The following is a 16,189-nucleotide window of genomic DNA, read 5'->3' on the forward strand; positions in this document are numbered from 1 at the left end:
TGAAGGCGTACGTGGAAAAAGCGGACGGCGATGTGATTCGTGTCCAGGTGATGGATAACACGTTGGATTCGTCCCTGCGTGCTATCGGATTTTCTAACGCGGCAGAGAAAGATATCTACGTTTTGCAGGTCGCGGACAACACCCAGAAGGCCAAGGTATTCGATGAGCTCCGTTCGTTGGGGGTGGCCTTTTCGGCGGGCAAGGAATGGTGCCCCTCCGAAGTGTTCGAGTATCTTCGTGACGAGCAATTGCTGAGCGGCAAGTACTTGCGAGTCGCGTGGACGCAGCCTGGGCAATATCTGCTTACGGACGCATGAAGTTTCAAGATGCCCTGGTCTACCGTGAGCATGGATTCTGTGTGGGGACGGAACAGTGCTCGGGTCGATTCTATGTCTCCATACCGGTCAGCAATGGCATGGCTGACTACGAGGAGTACTACGAAATTAATCAGGCGACCTTTGAGCTATTCGAGCGTGACCCGGAAGCTGCGCTTCCTTTTGTGTCGCGTTGTAGAAAACGAGAGTTGGACGAGCTATTGATCATTCAACCGGGAACGAACCGCGGCACAGCCATCTGACCGCCGAAAGGGCCGGTGGGTCGCAGTTTTCAATAGGTCCGTAAATACCCCGTGGCGAGGGAGCTTGCTCCCGCTGGGCTGCGTAGCAGCCCCTTTTGTGAGCGCTTCGCACTCAAGCGGGAGCAAGCTCCCTCGCCACGGGATCAGCGTTTTTCTTGAGTGAGTCAGGCTGGGGTTGTTCTGCGGTGAATCTCACTGCTTGGCCTTTGCCGGGAATAACGCTTTCACCGCCGCCTCGATCACGCCCTTGATGCCCTTGCCCTTGGGGTCCACGGCGCTGGCGCCACCGGAGTTGAGGTCAAGGCGGCCGCCGGTGTCGATGTTGCCATTGCCACTGGCGTAGAGGTTGAACGCGGTGCCGGAGATATTGATCTCGCCACTGGCGTTGAACTCCAGCACGCTTTTGCCACACACCAGCCGAATCTGCGAACCCGCCTCGATGAGGTATTGGGTCGCGATACTGTCGCTCTTGGCCCCGCCGACGAGCAACGTGTCGTTGCGCTGTACGGCCCGCAGCCGGTCTTCGCCAATGCGTACGGTTTCGTTGCGGTCGATATTCTTGCGACGATCGCGACCCACCCAGTGGCTTTCATCCACTTCCACGGCGATGTCCTGGTTGCGCTCGGCGTGGATGTAAAGTTGCTCGGCGCCCTTTTTATCTTCCATGCGGATTTCGTTGAAATTCGTCGGCGTGCCGCCCTTGCTCGAACGACTCTTGGTACCGCTCTGGGTGGCATTGGCGGGCAACGCATAGGGGACGGTCTGTTCGGCGTTATACACACGACCGGTGACGATGGGCCTGTCAGGATCCCCTTCAAGGAAACTGACGATGACTTCCTGGCCGATGCGCGGGATCTGCACCGAGCCCCAATTCTTTCCGGCCCAAGCCTGCGACACGCGAATCCAGCACGAACTGTTTTCGTTGGATTGATCGTGGCGATCCCAATAGAAGTGCACCTTCACCCGGCCGAACTGGTCGGTCCAGATTTCCTCGCCCTTGGGTCCGACCACCAAAGCTGTCTGCGGCCCCTTGACGATGGGGCGGTGGGTGATTGCCATCGGGCGGAAGCTTTGCTGGGCGTCGATGCAGGTCAGACTGCTTTCGAACTGCGCCGAAGGCGCGCCGACGCCGCTCTCGCCGCTTTCCTGGGAGAGGTAATAACGCGCGCCGACGATCAGGTATTCGCGGTTCTGGTCCTGGCGGCTGAAGCCGGTCAGGCTGAACAAATGCCCCGAGCCCAAGCCTCGGGCATTGCCGGCCAGCTCGACCTGCTCGTGCAGGGTCTGCAAGGCTTCGATGCGGGTGCGGGCGTAGTGCTCGCCGTCCTCGCTTTGCACGTAGGTGCCGGGATAGTCATACAGCGGATAGTCGCCAGCGGCGTGCGGGCGCGGCATGGCTGCGCGTACGTCAATGTGTGCACTTGGGCGCTGGAAGTCGTAGTCGTTGAGCTCAAGCGACCCCGGTTGGACTTCCTGAGCCAAGTGCCAATCATGGATATGATCGCGTTCACGCTGCTGCTCGTTCTTCGGGTAATACGGCACCGAGGCGTAGCCGGGCGCTTGGGTATGGGCGCCGTAGGCGTCGGCCAGCACCAGCACATGGCGACCCTGTTCATGACGGAAGAAATAGTAGATGCCTTCCTGTTCCATCAGCCGGCTGACGAAATCGAAGCTGGTCTCACGGTACTGGACGCAGTACTCCCACTCGCGATACGGGCGGCTGAGGGCGTCTTCGAAGTCGGAGAAACCCAGGTCGCGGAACACCTGCTTGATGATCTGCGGAACCGTCAGGTTCTGGAAAATCCGGCAGTCGGAGGTGCGCGTCAGCAGCCACAGCCAGGGCCTTAGCGTGGCCTGGTAACTGGCAAACTGGCCCTGGTCGATGTTCTGGCTGAAGCGCGCGACGATGCCGTGGAAGTGCCGCTCGCCACCGCCATCCAGCTGAACGCTCACGCACATGGGTTTGCCAAGCACCTGATTGAGGTCGATGGCGTTGTCCAGCGAGTGCAGCTGCAACTCATAGTTGAACAGCCGCCCCAACTCTTCGCCGCCGCCCATGTCCTTGAGCAGCAGCACCTCGGGCCCGAGGGGGCTGGTGATTTTCGCCAGGCGTGAGGCTTGGTTGAATAACATCGGGGGTCTCGTGCAAGTTAGTAACTGAAGGAGCCAAATACCCACTGTGGGAGCGAGCCTGCTCGCGAAAGCGGTGTGTCAGTCAACAAGGATGTTACTGACAAGTTGCATTCGCGAGCAGGCTCGCTCCCACAGGGGTTGTGCGGTGTTTCCTGAAGTCAGGCCGCGTCGCTGAAATCGTACTTCAGTTCGTTATCCACGGCGCTGATCCGCACGCCGGCCATGGCCTTGCCTTCGAGCATGCGAGTCAGGAACTCGCGGCTCATGTCCGGCAGCAGGCTGTTGGTCAGGATGGTGTCGATCATGCGCCCGCCGCTTTCGGTTTCGGTGCAGCGCGAGACGATCAGGTCGATCACCGCGTCGTCGTAATCGAAGGCCACTTTGTGGGTGCTTTCCACGCGCTTCTTGATGCGGTTGAGTTGCAGGCGGGTGATGGCCTTGAGCATCTCGTCGCTGAGCGGATAGTAGGGGATCGTCACCAGTCGGCCGAGCAGCGCCGGCGGGAAGATTTCCAGCAGCGGCTGCCGCAGGGCCTTGGCGATTTCTTCCGGCTCGGGCACGTTCTGCGGGTCCTTGCAGACCTGGGCGATCAGCTCGGTGCCGGCGTTGGTGGTCAGCAGGATCAAGGTGTTCTTGAAGTCGATCACCCGGCCTTCGCCGTCCTCCATCACGCCTTTGTCGAACACCTGGAAGAAGATCTCGTGCACGTCCGGGTGGGCTTTTTCCACCTCGTCCAGCAACACCACGCTGTACGGTTTGCGCCGCACGGCTTCGGTCAGCACGCCGCCTTCGCCATAACCGATGTAACCCGGTGGCGCACCCTTGAGGGTGGACACGGTGTGGGCTTCCTGGAACTCGCTCATATTGATGGTGATGACGTTCTGTTCGCCGCCGTACATGGCTTCGGCCAGGGCCAGGGCGGTTTCGGTCTTGCCCACGCCGGAGGTACCGGCGAGCATGAACACGCCGATCGGCTTGCTCGGATTGTCGAGGCCGGCGCGCGAGGTCTGGATGCGCTTGGCGATCATCTGCAGGGCATGGTCCTGGCCGATGATGCGTTTTTTCAGGTGCTGGTCGAGGTTGAGCACGGTCTCCAGTTCGTTGCGGGCCATGCGGCCCACCGGGATTCCGGTCCAGTCGGCGACCACCGAGGCCACGGCCTGGTAATCCACGGTCGGCAGGATCAGCGGGGTCTCGCCTTGCAGGGCGGTCAGGCGCTGTTGCAGGTCCACCAGTTTCTCGCGCAGGGCATGGCTGTCGTTGTCGGAAGCTTCGCTGCCGTTCTCGCTGTCCACCAGGCCGACGCGCTCGCGCAGGGTAGCGCGGGTTTCCAGCAATTCGTCGACCAGGGTTTTCTCTTCGGCCCAACGGCTTTCCAATTCGGCCAGGCGTTCGCGCTCGGCGGCGAGCAGGCTTTCGGTCTGGGTCTGGCGGGTGCCGATGGCGATGCCGATCGCATGTTCACGGGCGATGATCTGCAGTTCGGTTTCCAGTGCTTCGATGCGCCGACGGCTGTCGTCCACTTCGGCCGGCACGGCGTGCAGGCTGATGGCGACGCGGGCGCAGGCAGTGTCCAGCAGGCTTACGGACTTGTCCGGCAACTGGCGCGCGGGAATGTAACGGTGGGACAGCTTGACCGAGGCTTCCAGGGCTTCGTCGAGGATTTGCACCTGATGGTGTTTTTCCATGGTCGAGGCCACGCCGCGCATCATCAGCAGGGCCTTGTCTTCTGACGGCTCAGCGACTTGCACCACTTGGAAGCGCCGGGTCAGGGCCGGGTCCTTTTCGATGTGCTTCTTGTACTCGGCCCAGGTCGTGGCGGCGACGGTGCGCAGGGTACCGCGCGCCAGCGCTGGTTTCAGCAGGTTGGCCGCGTCGCCGGTACCGGCGGCGCCACCGGCACCCACCAGGGTGTGGGCTTCGTCGATGAACAGGATGATCGGTTTCGGCGAGGCCTGGACGTCTTCGATGACCTGACGCAGGCGCTGCTCGAATTCACCTTTCATGCTCGCGCCGGCCTGCAACAGGCCAACGTCGAGGCTGCGCAGCTCCACGTCCTTGAGCGAAGGCGGCACGTCACCGGCGACGATGCGCAGGGCAAAACCCTCGACCACGGCGGTCTTGCCGACGCCGGCTTCACCGGTGAGGATCGGGTTGTTCTGCCGACGGCGCATGAGGATATCCACCAGTTGGCGGATCTCTTCGTCTCGGCCGACGATCGGATCGAGCTTGCCGCTGCGGGCCTGCTCGGTGAGGTCGACGGTGAAGCGCTTGAGCGCCTCCTGCTTGCCCATGGCGCTGGGGGCCATCGCGCCGCTGGCTTCGCCGGGCACGGCGCCGGCGTTGAAGCCGTCGCTGGCGGTCAGGGCGTTTTCCGGCGAGTCGCCGACGTATTCGTCAAACCGTTCGCTCAGGGCTTCGACCTTGACCTTGTCGAACTCCGACGACAGGCCCAGCAGCGCATGACGCAGGCTCGGGGTCTTGAGGATGCCCAGCACCAGGTAACCGGTGCGCACCTGGCTTTCGCCGAACATCAGGCTGCCGTAGACCCAGCCGCGTTCCACGGCTTCTTCCACGTGGGAAGACAGGTCGGTGATGGAGGTCGATCCCCGTGGCAGGCGATCCAGCGCCTCGGTCAGGTCGCGGGCCAGGCGTGCCGGCTCGATGTTGAACTGGCGGATGATGCGGTGCAGGTCCGAGTCCTGCAGTTGCAGCAATTGATGAAACCAGTGGGCCAGTTCCACATAAGGGTTACCGCGCAACTTGCAGAACACGGTGGCGGCTTCGATGGCTTTGTAGGCCACGCTGTTGAGTTTGCCGAACAACGCGGCGCGACTGATTTCACCCATGCTCATGGCTCCTTGAGGTCTGTGAGGTGTTGGCCTGTTCGGCGTAATGCCGGGCCAGTATTAGATCGTTGGCATCTTTTTCAGGGCGTCCCAGCCAGGTGTTGAAACCCAGGCGGAAACGACCATTGAGTTGTAGTGCGGGCACTTCGGGCTGCTCCAGGACCAGGTTCAGGTCCCAGTCCAGTTCGTGCCCCAGGTATTCGGCGACCCAGGCCACCAGCTCATTGAACGGTTGGCTGCCGGGCAGCATGCCCATGTAGTCGACGAGCTTGAGCGGTCCCAGGCGAATGCGGAATTTGTGCTGGCGATCCCAAACATAGCGGCCCAGGCAGAAGTCCACGCCCAGTTGATGGGCGCTGACACCAACGCGGCTGCGCTCCGGCAGTTCCAGCCATTGGCCGACGTATTCTTCGATTTCCACCGGCAGGCCGAAGTACTCGCCGAGGATCGCTTTCAACCCGTCCGGGTAGCGGGTTTGCGCCGACAGGTGACCGCTGTAGTGCAGCTTCGCCGTATCGGGAATCAGCCCCTGGTTGAGCAGGCTCGGCATGCCCCGGCCGCTGAGTGCCGCCAGGCGCGCCGACCAGTAATCATCGTCCGGGCGATCGTGGCTGACCGTCGGCCGTGCTTCGGCCCAGGCCCGGTAGAACAGGCTGAGCAGGCGATGATGGAAGACGTCGAGAAAGCGTTTGCTGGTGCTGTCGCCATTGTTGCGCTGGCGTTCGCGCACGTATTCGGTGATGTGCAACGGCATCGGGCCGTTGGGGCCACCGAGGCCGAAGAAGAACTGCTCCAGGCGCGCCGGCGCACCGTCGACGCCCGGTTGCACCGAGGCCAGGGTCGCCGGCGCGAATGTGCACTCGGCCTGTTGCCCGAGACGCAGCGGATCATCGGCCAGGCGCAGGGAATGGCCCAGGCGCGGCAGTTCGGGGGATTCGCACTCGATGCGCCGCAACGCCTGGAAGAAGTCGTATTCCCAGGGTTCCTGGTGCATCGCTTCCAGGGTACTCACAGGGTCGGACGACGTCCGGGCTTGGCTTTCCATCGCATGATCTCGCCGCGTTCGGTGGTACGGATCACCGTCTCGGTAAAACTGTTGATCGACACGTAGCGTGCCAGGAAGCGTTCGAACACCGCGCCGAGCAGGAACACCCCGGTGCCGCGAAACGCGTTTTCATCGAATTCCAGGGTGATCTCCAGGCCGCGACCAAACACGATCGGGCCGGGCATCGGCAGGCGCCGGGTGCAGGCCTTGCTGCTGACTTCGCGCAGGCCTTCGATCTGCAATTGCAGCGCCGCATCGTTGCTGTCGCCATACAGGCGCAGCAGTTCGCGCAGGGCGGCCGCGCCCTGGCCTTGTTCGCTCAAGGACAGGTAGTTCAGCGACAGCTGGCTGATCAGCCGCCAGGCCTTGGCGTCGTGGGCATGGCTCGCCCGTGGGCGACTCGGCCCGGCGACGCAGCGCACCGCGCCAACCGGCGCACTGTCGGCCAGGGTGAAGTCGGTCTTGCCGTTGCCCACGCTCATGAACAGCGGCAGGTCGCGGTTGGTGCACAGCGCCGTCACGCCCAATTGACGCAGGTCGTGGCGATAAGGCGTTTGCTGGCTGTCCACCAGGCTGACGAAGGTCTCGCTACCGATATAGGTCGAGCGCGGGCCGTTGCGGCGTTGATCGCTGGACAGCACGCGCGGTTCGCGGCGCACCGTGTAATAGGCCTTGTCGCGGCCATAGCGGGACGGATCGCGCACGGCGTAGAAGGGCAGGAACGGCTGCTCCGGGCCGGTGCCGTGGCCGGCCAGCCCGGTCAGCGAATGCACTTCGAAATCCATCGGCCGGGTGCGGTCGGCAATCACATGATGTTCGTTGACCCGGTCCGACAAGTGAATGCGGTCCAGGCGTTTGGGAAACAGATTGATCGCCGGTGTGCAGAACGGCAGGAACTGCGCAGCGCCGACGCTGCCTTCCAGGCTCGGATCGTGGCGGTCGAACAGCACGATCAGCTCAAGCTCCTGGCCGTCGCAACGCTTGACCGCGCGGCCGAGCTGGGTGAAATCGACGAACAGGAAGCGGTGCGGCAGGGCGAAATATTCCTGCAACAGGCGATAACCCTGGAACGCCCGCGACACCACCGGCAGCGCGGCCTCGGCGTCATCGAAGCCTTGCGCGCGCAACGCATCCTGCGGCAACCGTTCGACCCAGTTGCCGCCGGGCTGGCGGGCGAACACCGCGCAGGCATTACCCAGCAGTTGTTCGTAGAGGCGGAAGGGCTGTTCATCGGCGCCGCTCAAGTACAGCGGCAGATTGTCCAGGGCCAGGCTGTTGAATGGCAGTTCGGCGCCGGTGCGCAGGGTCAGGCGCAGGCCGGCCTTGGCTTTCGGTTCGCTGGCGGCCAGGCGCCCGAGTACCGCGGACGGGTTGCCGAAGTACTCGGCCTGGCTGACCTGCAACGGCCACAACGTCACCGCGTGGGCGGTGCGGTACTCGCAGCAGGTCTGGGATTCGCGACCCAGGGCAGCGCGCAGAACGGTGTCACGGGGCAGCGGGAAACCGCTGCTCAGCGAACCTTCGTCCGGGTCGGCCTGCATCTGCACCACGGTCATCGACGGCGTCGGTGCCAGGTAATGCGGATAGGCGATTTCCAACAGGTTGTGGGTGAACGTCGGGTATTCGGCGTCGAGCTTGAGCTGCACCCGTGCCGTCAAATAAGCGAAGCCTTCCAGCAGGCGCTCGACGTAAGGGTCGGCGCAGTCCATGCCGGCCAGCGACAACCGGCTGGCAATCTTCGGGTATTCCTGGGCGAACTCCGCCGCGCTTTCGCGCACGTGGTGCAGCTCCTGGTTGTACAGCTCCAGCAGGCGCGGATTCATGGGCGTCTCCGCTGGTCGGCGTTGACTACGCGCACGTGGCCGGTCTCCAGATCCAGGTCGGTCTGCAGCATCAGGCGCAGCGGCACCGGCTGGGCCCAGAGATCGCCTTCGATCTCGAAGCTAAGGGCGTTATGGTTCATCTCGGCGGTTGCTCGGGCGCGCACGCGCAGGGTGTGGCGCAAGATACGCGGCTCGAAGGTGGCGATGGCCTGGTGGATCAAGGTTTCCAGCGCGGGCACATCGATGTTCGAGGCACTGTTGCCGGCTAGCGCCGGCAGCCCGAAATTCACCACCGAGGTGCCCGCCGGGGTGTGCACCGTGGCATCGGCGTCGAGCAATGACGTGGTGTTGAGCAGCCACGCCAGGTCACGCAGCACCGAGGCTTTTAATTGGGTAAGGGACAGCACGCGCTTGTCGGCGCTTTCCTTCGGGTTGCTCGGATCGTCGTCGGTCAGCCGGTCCAGCAGGGACGGTTGCAGGCGATCGCGGGTGGCGATTTCGGTTACCAAGTGAAATGGCCCGTGTAATTCTTCTGGTCACCTGTGCCGCGCATGCAACTGGCGTTGCGAGCGATGATCGAGGGTTCGAGTTGGCCTTTGAACTGGCGTATGGCGCGATACTCGGAGCGACACTCCTGATTGTTATGAGGACCAGCCGCTACATGGACAACGATGACAATGGGCACGTTATTGAAGGTTTCGACATGGGGTTTGCCTTGTCGATCGACCGTGAACTGGCAGGGCCAGGCCAAGTCGAGTGGCATCAGGGTCTGGTCGGGCTTGCGGAGCACGCAGCGCGCCTGGTCGTTCTCCAGCGTCAGCGTTTGCCCACCCATCGAGACGACATGCTCCACCGGGGCGGAGGAAGTCGCCGATGGCGACTGCTGCTGGGCACAGGCGGTCAGGCTGGTCAACAGACAGCCGACCCATATCGCGCAATGGGCCTTGATCATACGAGCTCCCAGAACCAGATCGCTCGGGATCGATAGGCCGGATCGTCATAACCGAGGGTCAGGCCACGGTTCCAGAGGTCGATATGATCGCCGGTACGACCCTCCGAGGCTTCCCCCACTTGCTGGAAACAATCCTTGAAGAAAATCAGGCCCGTCTTGTCTTGCAGTTTGCGTCGGTCCGCGGCGGTTCCGCCGAGAATCGTCGGGCGGCCCAGATGATGTTTCCACAACCAATTTGCCAATGACTCGGCCCCACGCGCATGCCCATGGGCACATTTGGGTTCGGTGTAGGTGGACTTGTTGACCTTGATGGTCAGTTCGGTATTGAGCGTGATGCTCATGCGAATCGCGCACTGATTTGCCCAAGGGCCGTCGCAAGGTTTCGCGTCGGGATGGGTGGCCAGCAAATCGGAATAGGCTTTCCACAAATTGATAAACGCAGGCTTGGCCATGACTCAGACACCGGAAGGGAAAGGATGGGTTGCGAGCAAGCACCAAACACCCCCGGCGCGTGGCGCCGGGGGCGTGTTCGATTACACCTTGACGTTCTGACGGATGTTCCAGCCGAACTTGACCGGACCGCCTTCCTTGGTGCCGTCGGCTTTCTGTGGCTGGTAGTCCACCAGCACCTTGGCGAAGTTCAGGGTGACGTTTTCGGTCAGACGATCATCGCCGCCCGAGCCGCCGGTGCTCAGGGAAGTGATCAGTACTTCTTCCAGGTTGATGATCATGTACTCGACCTGGCTTTCGCCGCCGGCCTTGCGCACGGTCAGCTTGACCTTGTCGACGTGCTTGCCGCTGGCGCAGTGCATCATCAGGTTCGGCGAAGCCTTGTCGACGTACTTGGTCAGCGACAGGTCCTGGATGCTCACCTTGCCCGCGCCACCGCCACTGCCGACGTGCATGTTACCGGTCTGGGACATGCCCCAGCTCCAGTTCAGGACGTCGATCTCGTCCTTGTGGACCTTGTCCATGGACTCGCCCTTGATGTCGCCGATCTTGATGAAAATATCAACAGCCATGTTTTCTCCCTGTGTGGTCTTTACCACATTGTTTGGTTGACGCTGACCTTGCGAAAATTTTTGTTGCCGACCGGAACCAGGGTGTTCTCCAACCCACTGAAGATCCCCTGTGGGAGCGAGCCTGCTCGCGAAGGCGATGTCTCAGGCAACACAAGTGGCGACTGATGCACCGCTTTTGCGAGCAGGCTCGCTCCCACATTTTTCCATTGCGTACCGCTCAGTAAATCCTTACGCGCCCTTGGCCGACGGCAGTTTCGATACCAGGCGCAACGACACGGTCAGCCCTTCGAGCTGATAGTGCGGGCGCAGGTAGAACTTGGAGTTGTAGTACCCCGGGTTGCCTTCGACTTCTTCGACGATCACTTCGGCGGCAGCCAGTGGATGCTGGGCCTTGGTGGTCTCGGTGGAGTGCGCCGGATCACCGTCGACGTAGTTGAGGATCCAGTCCTGCAACCAGCGCTGCATCTCGTCCTTCTCTTTGAAGGAGCCGATCTTGTCGCGCACGATGCACTTCAGGTAATGGGCGAAACGGCAGGTGGCGAACAGGTACGGCAGGCGCGCGGCCAGGTTGGCGTTGGCGGTGGCGTCCGGGTCGTCGTATTCGGCCGGTTTCTGCAACGACTGGGCGCCGATGAAGGCGGCAAAGTCGGTGTTTTTCTTGTGCAGCAGCGGCATGAAACCGTTCTTCGCCAGTTCCGCTTCACGGCGGTCCGAAATGGCGATTTCGGTCGGGCACTTCATGTCCACGCCACCGTCATCGGTAGGGAACGTGTGGGCCGGCAGGTTTTCCACTTCACCACCCGATTCCACGCCGCGGATGCGGGAGCACCAGCCGAAGTGTTTGAACGAGCGGTTGATGTTCACGGCCATCGCATAGGCGGCGTTGGCCCAGGTGTACTTGGAGCTGTCGGCGCCGTCGGTGCTTTCTTCGAAGGCGAAGGCTTCCACCGGATCGGTCTTGGCGCCATACGGCAGGCGCGCCAGGAAGCGCGGCATGGTCAGGCCGATGTAGCGCGAGTCTTCCGATTCACGCAGCGAACGCCAGCCGGCGTATTCCGGAGTGGTGAAGATCTTGGTCAGGTCGCGCGGGTTCGACAGTTCCTGCCACGAGCCCATGCCCATTACCGTCGGCGAGGCGGCGGCAATGAATGGCGCGTGCATGGCGGCGCAGACTTTCGACAGCTCGCCCAGCAGTTCCACGTCCGGTGGCGACTGGTCGAAGTAGTAGTCGCCGACCAGGCAGCCGTAAGGCTCGCCGCCGAACTGGCCGTATTCTTCTTCATACATCTTCTTGAAGAGCGGGCTCTGGTCCCACGCGGTGCCCTTGAATTTCTTCAGGGTCTTGTGCAGGTCGGTCTTGGAGATGTTGAGCACGCGGATCTTGAGCTGCTCATCGGTCTCGGTGTTGTTGACCAGGTAATGCAGGCCACGCCAGGCGCTTTCCAGTTGCTGGAAGTCCGGGTGGTGGATGACCTGATTGACCTGGGCGGTGAGCTTGGCGTCGATCGCGGCGATGATCGACTCGATCGACTTGATGGCGTCGTTGGACACCAGGTCGGTCTGCGCCAGGGCCTGTTCGGCCAGCGTACGCACGGCGGTCTCGACGGCTTCGCGGGCGCGTTCGGTCTTGGGCTTGAACTCTTGCAGCAGCAGCGAGGCGAACTCGCTGGTTTCTTCGGTGGCGCCCAGGTTCTGGGGCTGATTGTCGCGTACCAAATCGTTCATGATCGTTTGTCCTTAAGCCTTGGGCTCTGCATCGGCGGGCTTTGGCGCGCTGGCAAGGGCCTGCAGCAGCGCTGGGTCCTTGATCGCCTTCATGATGATTTCCTCGGCGCCGGTCTTGCCGTCCATGTAGGTCAGCAGGTTGGCCAGTTGAGTGCGCGCTTCGAGCAGCTTGTTCAGCGAATCGATCTTGCGGGCCACGGCCGCAGGGCTGAAGTCGTCCATGCTTTCGAACGTCAGGTCCAGGCTCAGGTTGCCTTCGCCGGTCAGTTCGTTAGGCACATGGAACGCCACGCGAGGCTGCATGGCCTTGAGACGCGAGTCGAAGTTGTCGACGTCGATCTCGAGGAACTTGCGATCGGCCACCGGCGCCAGAGGCTCCGCGGGCTTGCCGGCCAGGTCCGCCATTACCCCCATGACGAAGGGCAACTGGACCTTTTTCTCGGCGCCGTAGAGCTCGACGTCGTACTCGATCTGCACTCGAGGCGCGCGGTTGCGCGCGATGAATTTCTGAGAACTTTGCTTCGCCACGTTGCTGCTCCTGGTCGCTTGAGCGACGGTGTTGGCGTCATCGGGGGTACCTATGACGTGACTGCGTGATCCGCTCGCTTTTTATTCGCTTTCCGGGCCGCGCAGGTTTTCAAATTGACTCATGCCGTCGGGAATCAGGTTGCGTACGATCGCCGCGAAATCGGCGTGCACCAGATTCTTCGCCCGGTTCAACAGCACCGGCAGCGGGCTGGAGGGCTCATGACGGGTGTAGTACGCCAGGATCCGGTCCAGGCTGCGCAGGACATCGTCGCGGTTGTTGATTTCTCCGGCGACGGTACTGCGCGGCGTGCTGGGGGCGCTGGCGTATTCAACCGGCGCGGCGTTGTCGGTTTCGACGGGATCGGCAAGGGCACTGTCGCCGCTCTGCGGGGCGAACTGACCGAGAATCTGCAGGGCCATCTTCAGCGGTTGTTTCAGCGGGCCGAGGTCCACGCCCTGGGCGGAACCGACCTGGTCGCTGACTTGCTGTTCGATGGATTCGGCGGCGCTGCGGGCTTCCAGCAGGGCGGCACGAATGACTTCCAGCTGCTCGGGATCGCTGTCGAGAAGGGCGCCGGCGAGTTGTTCGGCGCCGAGGCTTTCATCGGGGAAACTTTGCAAGCCGCTGGCGTTGGCGGCGGCGCGCAGGCTGACGTTGCCGAACGTGCGCGAGCGAGCCAGGATGCTTTCGCGCAGCAGGCGGATGGTGACGTCCGACGTCAGGCCGGCAAGGGCATTGATGCGCACGGTGGGGTCGTTGTCATCATCGGCATCCAGGCGCGGGTGCAGGTCGGCCCAGTATTGCTTGAGCAGCTCGTTGATCAGCGTCAATACACGGGCCAGGCCGGGAATGCCTTCCAGGGCCAGGGAGCTTTGCAGCAGGAAATGGGTGATGCGCAGGTCTTTGCTGCGCGCGAGCAGGTCCAGGCTTTGCTGCTGGATGCTGCGCCATTCAGGGGGTTCTGCAGGCAGAATCGAGTCGCCCATGCTGCGCTCGGGCTGGCCTCGGGAGTCGCGTTCCAGGCGCAAGAAATCCGCGTCATATTCCAGGTCTTCACCGCAAGGCGAATTCGCGGAAACGGCGGCGAGCAGCAAAGGCACATCCACTTGGATCGATCTCCCTATCACCCGCTGAAGAAGTCGGGCAGTGCACATGAAAGTTTCGGATGAAACTTCACATGTTCCTTGACCGTAATGGCGCTATAAGTGCGAGATGATCTTAAAGTGCCATCATGTATATTCAAGAAGTTGTGCATTTTTGGTGTAGTACTTATCCCTTGTCAAGGTAAGCTATTTCGCCGATGTGACAGTTGTGAGGTGCTTAACAACCCGCGCGACTGGTAGGTCGAAGCAGGCACCGATGCAGGTTTTTTTGTCACGCAGGCCGGTTAAGATCAGCAATCATGCTGGCAAAACGCCGTTCCGGGTTGTTTGCAAGGTTTTTAGCGCGCAGCCGGGGGGCTCAGGTCCATTGTTCCGTCGGCAAAAAGAAGTAATCAGCAAGGAGGCAAGATGCCGCTGTGTTTGACTATCACTAGTTATCACAAGATTACCCCTGGACAGTGTTCTGAAAAGACCCTGAACCAAGGGGTGATGGCAATTGGCCGTAATTCCGATAACGACTGGGTATTGCCCGACCCGGAGCGCCTGGTTTCTGGGCAACATTGCGTTATCCAATACAAGGACGGGCGCTATTATCTGACCGATAACAGCACCAATGGCGTGGAGTTGGTCAAGGCCGGCATTCGCCTGCGCAAAGGCAACAGCGAGCCGCTGCAGGATGGCGAAGTCATTCGCATCGGTGATTACGAGATCCAGGCGCGCGTGGATTTCAGCCTGCCGGTCACCGACAGCAATCCGTTCGCCGAAGCGCCCAGCAGCTTCGAAGCCCTGATGGGGCGCCAGGGTGCCGCCGTGAATACGCCGGCGCCGATACCCGTGGCCACGCCTGCGCATTTCCAGGGCGTGTCGTCCATGGACACGCTGCCGGACCTGTTCGACTTCCTTGCTCCGAGCAGCGTCCCCCCAGCCACCCAGCCCGATCACGTTCCGGCCGAGCAACATGATTTCCGCCCGCCCACGCCGATTCCGCGCCCGAGTCCGCCGCCAGTGGTCCAACCGCTGCCAATGACGCCTGCTCCGGTTATCCCGGATGATTGGGACCTGTTCAGCGACACGCCTGCGCCGGTTGCGCCGATTCCCGTCGCGCCGCTGCCGGAGCCGGTTTCCGTGCCGCCATTGCCGGTGATCGAGCCCGTTCCCGCGCCGCCGATCCCGCAAGTCGTTGCGCCGATCGAGCCCGCGCCACCGCGCGAAGCGCCGGTCAGCCGCGTCGAGCCGACGGCTACCCCAACCGACACCTCTGGCCCCGACCTGCTGCAAGCGTTCCTGCGCGGCGCCGGGCTGGATCAGTTGCGCCTGGACAAAGTCCAGGCTGAGGCGCAGATGGAAAGCATCGGGCGCAGCTATCGATTGATGGTCGAGGGCCTGATCGATGTGCTGCGCGCCCGCAGCAGCCTCAAGGGTGAGTTCCGCATCCAGCAGACAATGATCCAACCGGTGGAAAACAACCCGCTCAAATTTGCCCCGAACGTCGACGAAGCCCTGCTGTTGCTGTTGCGCCACGGCAACCAGGCCTTCATGGCGCCGGACGTGGCGGTGCGCGACAGCTTTGACGATTTACGCGCGCATCAACTGGCGGTGATGGCCGGTGTGGAAGCGGCCATCAAGCATCTGCTGGCGCGTTTCGAGCCGGCCCAGCTGGAAGAGCGCATGGGCAAGCCCGGCGGGTTGTCGGGGATTTTCAGCGGGTCGCGCCAGGCCCAGTACTGGCAGCAATTCACCGAGCTCTACAGCAACATTTCCCGGGAGGCCCAGGAAGACTTCCAGGACCTGTTCGGTCGGGAGTTCAGCCGCGCCTACGAAGAACACAGCACGCGACAGCGACGTCGTTGAGCGGCACCGGGCCAGACAACACTTTTCAAGCACACAACGGATAGCTCAAACGTCATTGAGGACGCAGGATGATTCCCAGGTTTTTACTCGCAGTCGCCACAGCACTTCTGCTGACGGCGTGCGCCAAGGATGCGGCCGCTCCCCAGCCCGAAGAGGCTGAAGCCGACACCGCCGCCGTCGAGTTGCACTTCCACGCCATCGCCGGGCTCAACCCCGGCGCCAGCGGCCAGCCGGCGCCGGTACGGGTGCGCATTTTCGAGTTGAAGAACGCCGCCACCTTCGCCCGCGCCGACTACTTCGCCCTGGCCGAACGGGCGCAGGCGACATTGGGGGCTGACCTGATCGACCAGGACGAAGTGCTGATCCAGCCGGACCAGCAACTGAGCCTGCAACGCGATCTCGACCCGGCCACCCGGCATATCGGAATCCTGGTGGGCTATCGCGAGCTGGACCAGTCGCTGTGGCGCACGGTGATGAATGTCCCGGCGCGCCAATACACCGAATACCAGATCAGCCTCGATGTGCGTGCCGTGCGCAGCGCCGTCGTCGTCCCCCCATCCAGCCCTGCCCAATAAGCAAT

General features: G+C 62.3%; 15 protein-coding genes. 4 read left to right on the forward strand and 11 right to left on the reverse strand.

Features of this window, described 5'->3' with window-relative positions; all coding sequences use genetic code 11:
- Positions 1-11 precede the first annotated feature (11 nt).
- Positions 12-317, forward strand: a complete 306-nt coding sequence (locus J3P84_RS00785; protein WP_434627052.1) for a hypothetical protein — start codon at positions 12-14, stop codon at positions 315-317.
- The gene (locus tag J3P84_RS00790; RefSeq protein WP_434627054.1) at positions 314-577 is read left to right on the forward strand and encodes a hypothetical protein; all 264 of its coding nucleotides are present in this window, start codon (positions 314-316) and stop codon (positions 575-577) included. The genes J3P84_RS00785 and J3P84_RS00790 overlap by 4 nt, the downstream gene beginning before the upstream one ends.
- A 192-nt stretch (positions 578-769) precedes the next feature.
- On the opposite strand, the gene J3P84_RS00795 is transcribed toward J3P84_RS00790, so the two are convergent.
- The 11 genes from J3P84_RS00795 to tssA all read right to left on the reverse strand — a co-directional run bounded on the left by J3P84_RS00795 (position 770) and on the right by tssA (position 13,761).
- Positions 770-2,710, reverse strand: coding sequence for a type VI secretion system tip protein VgrG (locus J3P84_RS00795; protein ID WP_434627056.1), 1,941 nt, complete (start codon positions 2,708-2,710; stop codon positions 770-772).
- 158 nt (positions 2,711-2,868) lie between these two features.
- On the reverse strand, positions 2,869-5,559 hold the full coding sequence (tssH, locus tag J3P84_RS00800; RefSeq protein WP_434627058.1) for a type VI secretion system ATPase TssH: 2,691 nt from the start codon (positions 5,557-5,559) through the stop codon (positions 2,869-2,871).
- On the reverse strand, positions 5,552-6,604 hold the full coding sequence (gene tssG / locus J3P84_RS00805) for a type VI secretion system baseplate subunit TssG (RefSeq protein ID WP_305497867.1): 1,053 nt from the start codon (positions 6,602-6,604) through the stop codon (positions 5,552-5,554). Before tssG ends, tssH begins: the two co-directional genes overlap by 8 nt.
- A complete protein-coding gene (gene tssF, locus J3P84_RS00810; protein WP_305497869.1) occupies positions 6,568-8,427 on the reverse strand; it encodes a type VI secretion system baseplate subunit TssF in 1,860 nt (619 codons plus the stop codon). Before tssF ends, tssG begins: the two co-directional genes overlap by 37 nt.
- Positions 8,424-8,936, reverse strand: coding sequence for a type VI secretion system baseplate subunit TssE (gene tssE / locus J3P84_RS00815; protein WP_434627060.1), 513 nt, complete (start codon positions 8,934-8,936; stop codon positions 8,424-8,426). Before tssE ends, tssF begins: the two co-directional genes overlap by 4 nt.
- Entirely contained in the window at positions 8,930-9,379 is a 450-nt protein-coding gene (locus tag J3P84_RS00820; RefSeq protein ID WP_434627062.1) for a hypothetical protein, read from the reverse strand. The genes tssE and J3P84_RS00820 overlap by 7 nt, the downstream gene beginning before the upstream one ends.
- Positions 9,376-9,831: a type VI secretion system amidase effector protein Tae4 gene (locus J3P84_RS00825; RefSeq protein ID WP_434627064.1), complete on the reverse strand. Its 456-nt coding sequence runs from the start codon at positions 9,829-9,831 to the stop codon at positions 9,376-9,378. The genes J3P84_RS00820 and J3P84_RS00825 overlap by 4 nt, the downstream gene beginning before the upstream one ends.
- 81 nt (positions 9,832-9,912) lie before the next feature.
- Positions 9,913-10,401: an Hcp family type VI secretion system effector gene (locus tag J3P84_RS00830; RefSeq protein ID WP_186615146.1), complete on the reverse strand. Its 489-nt coding sequence runs from the start codon at positions 10,399-10,401 to the stop codon at positions 9,913-9,915.
- 228 nt (positions 10,402-10,629) lie between these two features.
- The gene (gene tssC, locus J3P84_RS00835) at positions 10,630-12,126 is read right to left on the reverse strand and encodes a type VI secretion system contractile sheath large subunit (protein ID WP_305497874.1); all 1,497 of its coding nucleotides are present in this window, start codon (positions 12,124-12,126) and stop codon (positions 10,630-10,632) included.
- A 12-nt stretch (positions 12,127-12,138) separates the two neighbouring features.
- Entirely contained in the window at positions 12,139-12,654 is a 516-nt protein-coding gene (tssB, locus tag J3P84_RS00840) for a type VI secretion system contractile sheath small subunit (protein ID WP_186633609.1), read from the reverse strand.
- A gap of 81 nt (positions 12,655-12,735) precedes the next feature.
- Positions 12,736-13,761, reverse strand: coding sequence for a type VI secretion system protein TssA (gene tssA, locus J3P84_RS00845; protein ID WP_434627066.1), 1,026 nt, complete (start codon positions 13,759-13,761; stop codon positions 12,736-12,738).
- Between the two features lie 405 nt (positions 13,762-14,166).
- Here tssA and tagH point away from each other — a divergent pair, with 405 nt between their 5' ends.
- On the forward strand, positions 14,167-15,609 hold the full coding sequence (gene tagH / locus J3P84_RS00850; RefSeq protein WP_434627068.1) for a type VI secretion system-associated FHA domain protein TagH: 1,443 nt from the start codon (positions 14,167-14,169) through the stop codon (positions 15,607-15,609).
- Positions 15,610-15,677: 68 nt separating this feature from the next.
- Positions 15,678-16,184: a type VI secretion system lipoprotein TssJ gene (gene tssJ / locus J3P84_RS00855; protein ID WP_434627070.1), complete on the forward strand. Its 507-nt coding sequence runs from the start codon at positions 15,678-15,680 to the stop codon at positions 16,182-16,184.
- Positions 16,185-16,189 lie beyond the last annotated feature (5 nt).

This window comes from Pseudomonas sp. Z1-29 (genome assembly GCF_051131995.1).
Taxonomy (GTDB): Bacteria; Pseudomonadota; Gammaproteobacteria; order Pseudomonadales; family Pseudomonadaceae; genus Aquipseudomonas.

What these genes read in the sequence shown, in the direction of transcription:
- J3P84_RS00790 (WP_434627054.1), top strand. Translation starts at nt 314, where the DNA reads ATGAAGTTTCAAGATGCCCTGGTCTACCGTGAGCATGGATTCTGTGTG.
- J3P84_RS00795 (WP_434627056.1), bottom strand. Translation starts at nt 2,710, where the DNA reads ATGTTATTCAACCAAGCCTCACGCCTGGCGAAAATCACCAGCCCCCTC.
- tssH (WP_434627058.1), bottom strand. Translation starts at nt 5,559, where the DNA reads ATGGGTGAAATCAGTCGCGCCGCGTTGTTCGGCAAACTCAACAGCGTG.
- tssG (WP_305497867.1), bottom strand. Translation starts at nt 6,604, where the DNA reads ATGGAAAGCCAAGCCCGGACGTCGTCCGACCCTGTGAGTACCCTGGAA.
- tssF (WP_305497869.1), bottom strand. Translation starts at nt 8,427, where the DNA reads ATGAATCCGCGCCTGCTGGAGCTGTACAACCAGGAGCTGCACCACGTG.
- J3P84_RS00820 (WP_434627062.1), bottom strand. Translation starts at nt 9,379, where the DNA reads ATGATCAAGGCCCATTGCGCGATATGGGTCGGCTGTCTGTTGACCAGC.
- J3P84_RS00825 (WP_434627064.1), bottom strand. Translation starts at nt 9,831, where the DNA reads ATGGCCAAGCCTGCGTTTATCAATTTGTGGAAAGCCTATTCCGATTTG.
- J3P84_RS00830 (WP_186615146.1), bottom strand. Translation starts at nt 10,401, where the DNA reads ATGGCTGTTGATATTTTCATCAAGATCGGCGACATCAAGGGCGAGTCC.
- tssC (WP_305497874.1), bottom strand. Translation starts at nt 12,126, where the DNA reads ATGAACGATTTGGTACGCGACAATCAGCCCCAGAACCTGGGCGCCACC.
- tagH (WP_434627068.1), top strand. Translation starts at nt 14,167, where the DNA reads ATGCCGCTGTGTTTGACTATCACTAGTTATCACAAGATTACCCCTGGA.
- tssJ (WP_434627070.1), top strand. Translation starts at nt 15,678, where the DNA reads ATGATTCCCAGGTTTTTACTCGCAGTCGCCACAGCACTTCTGCTGACG.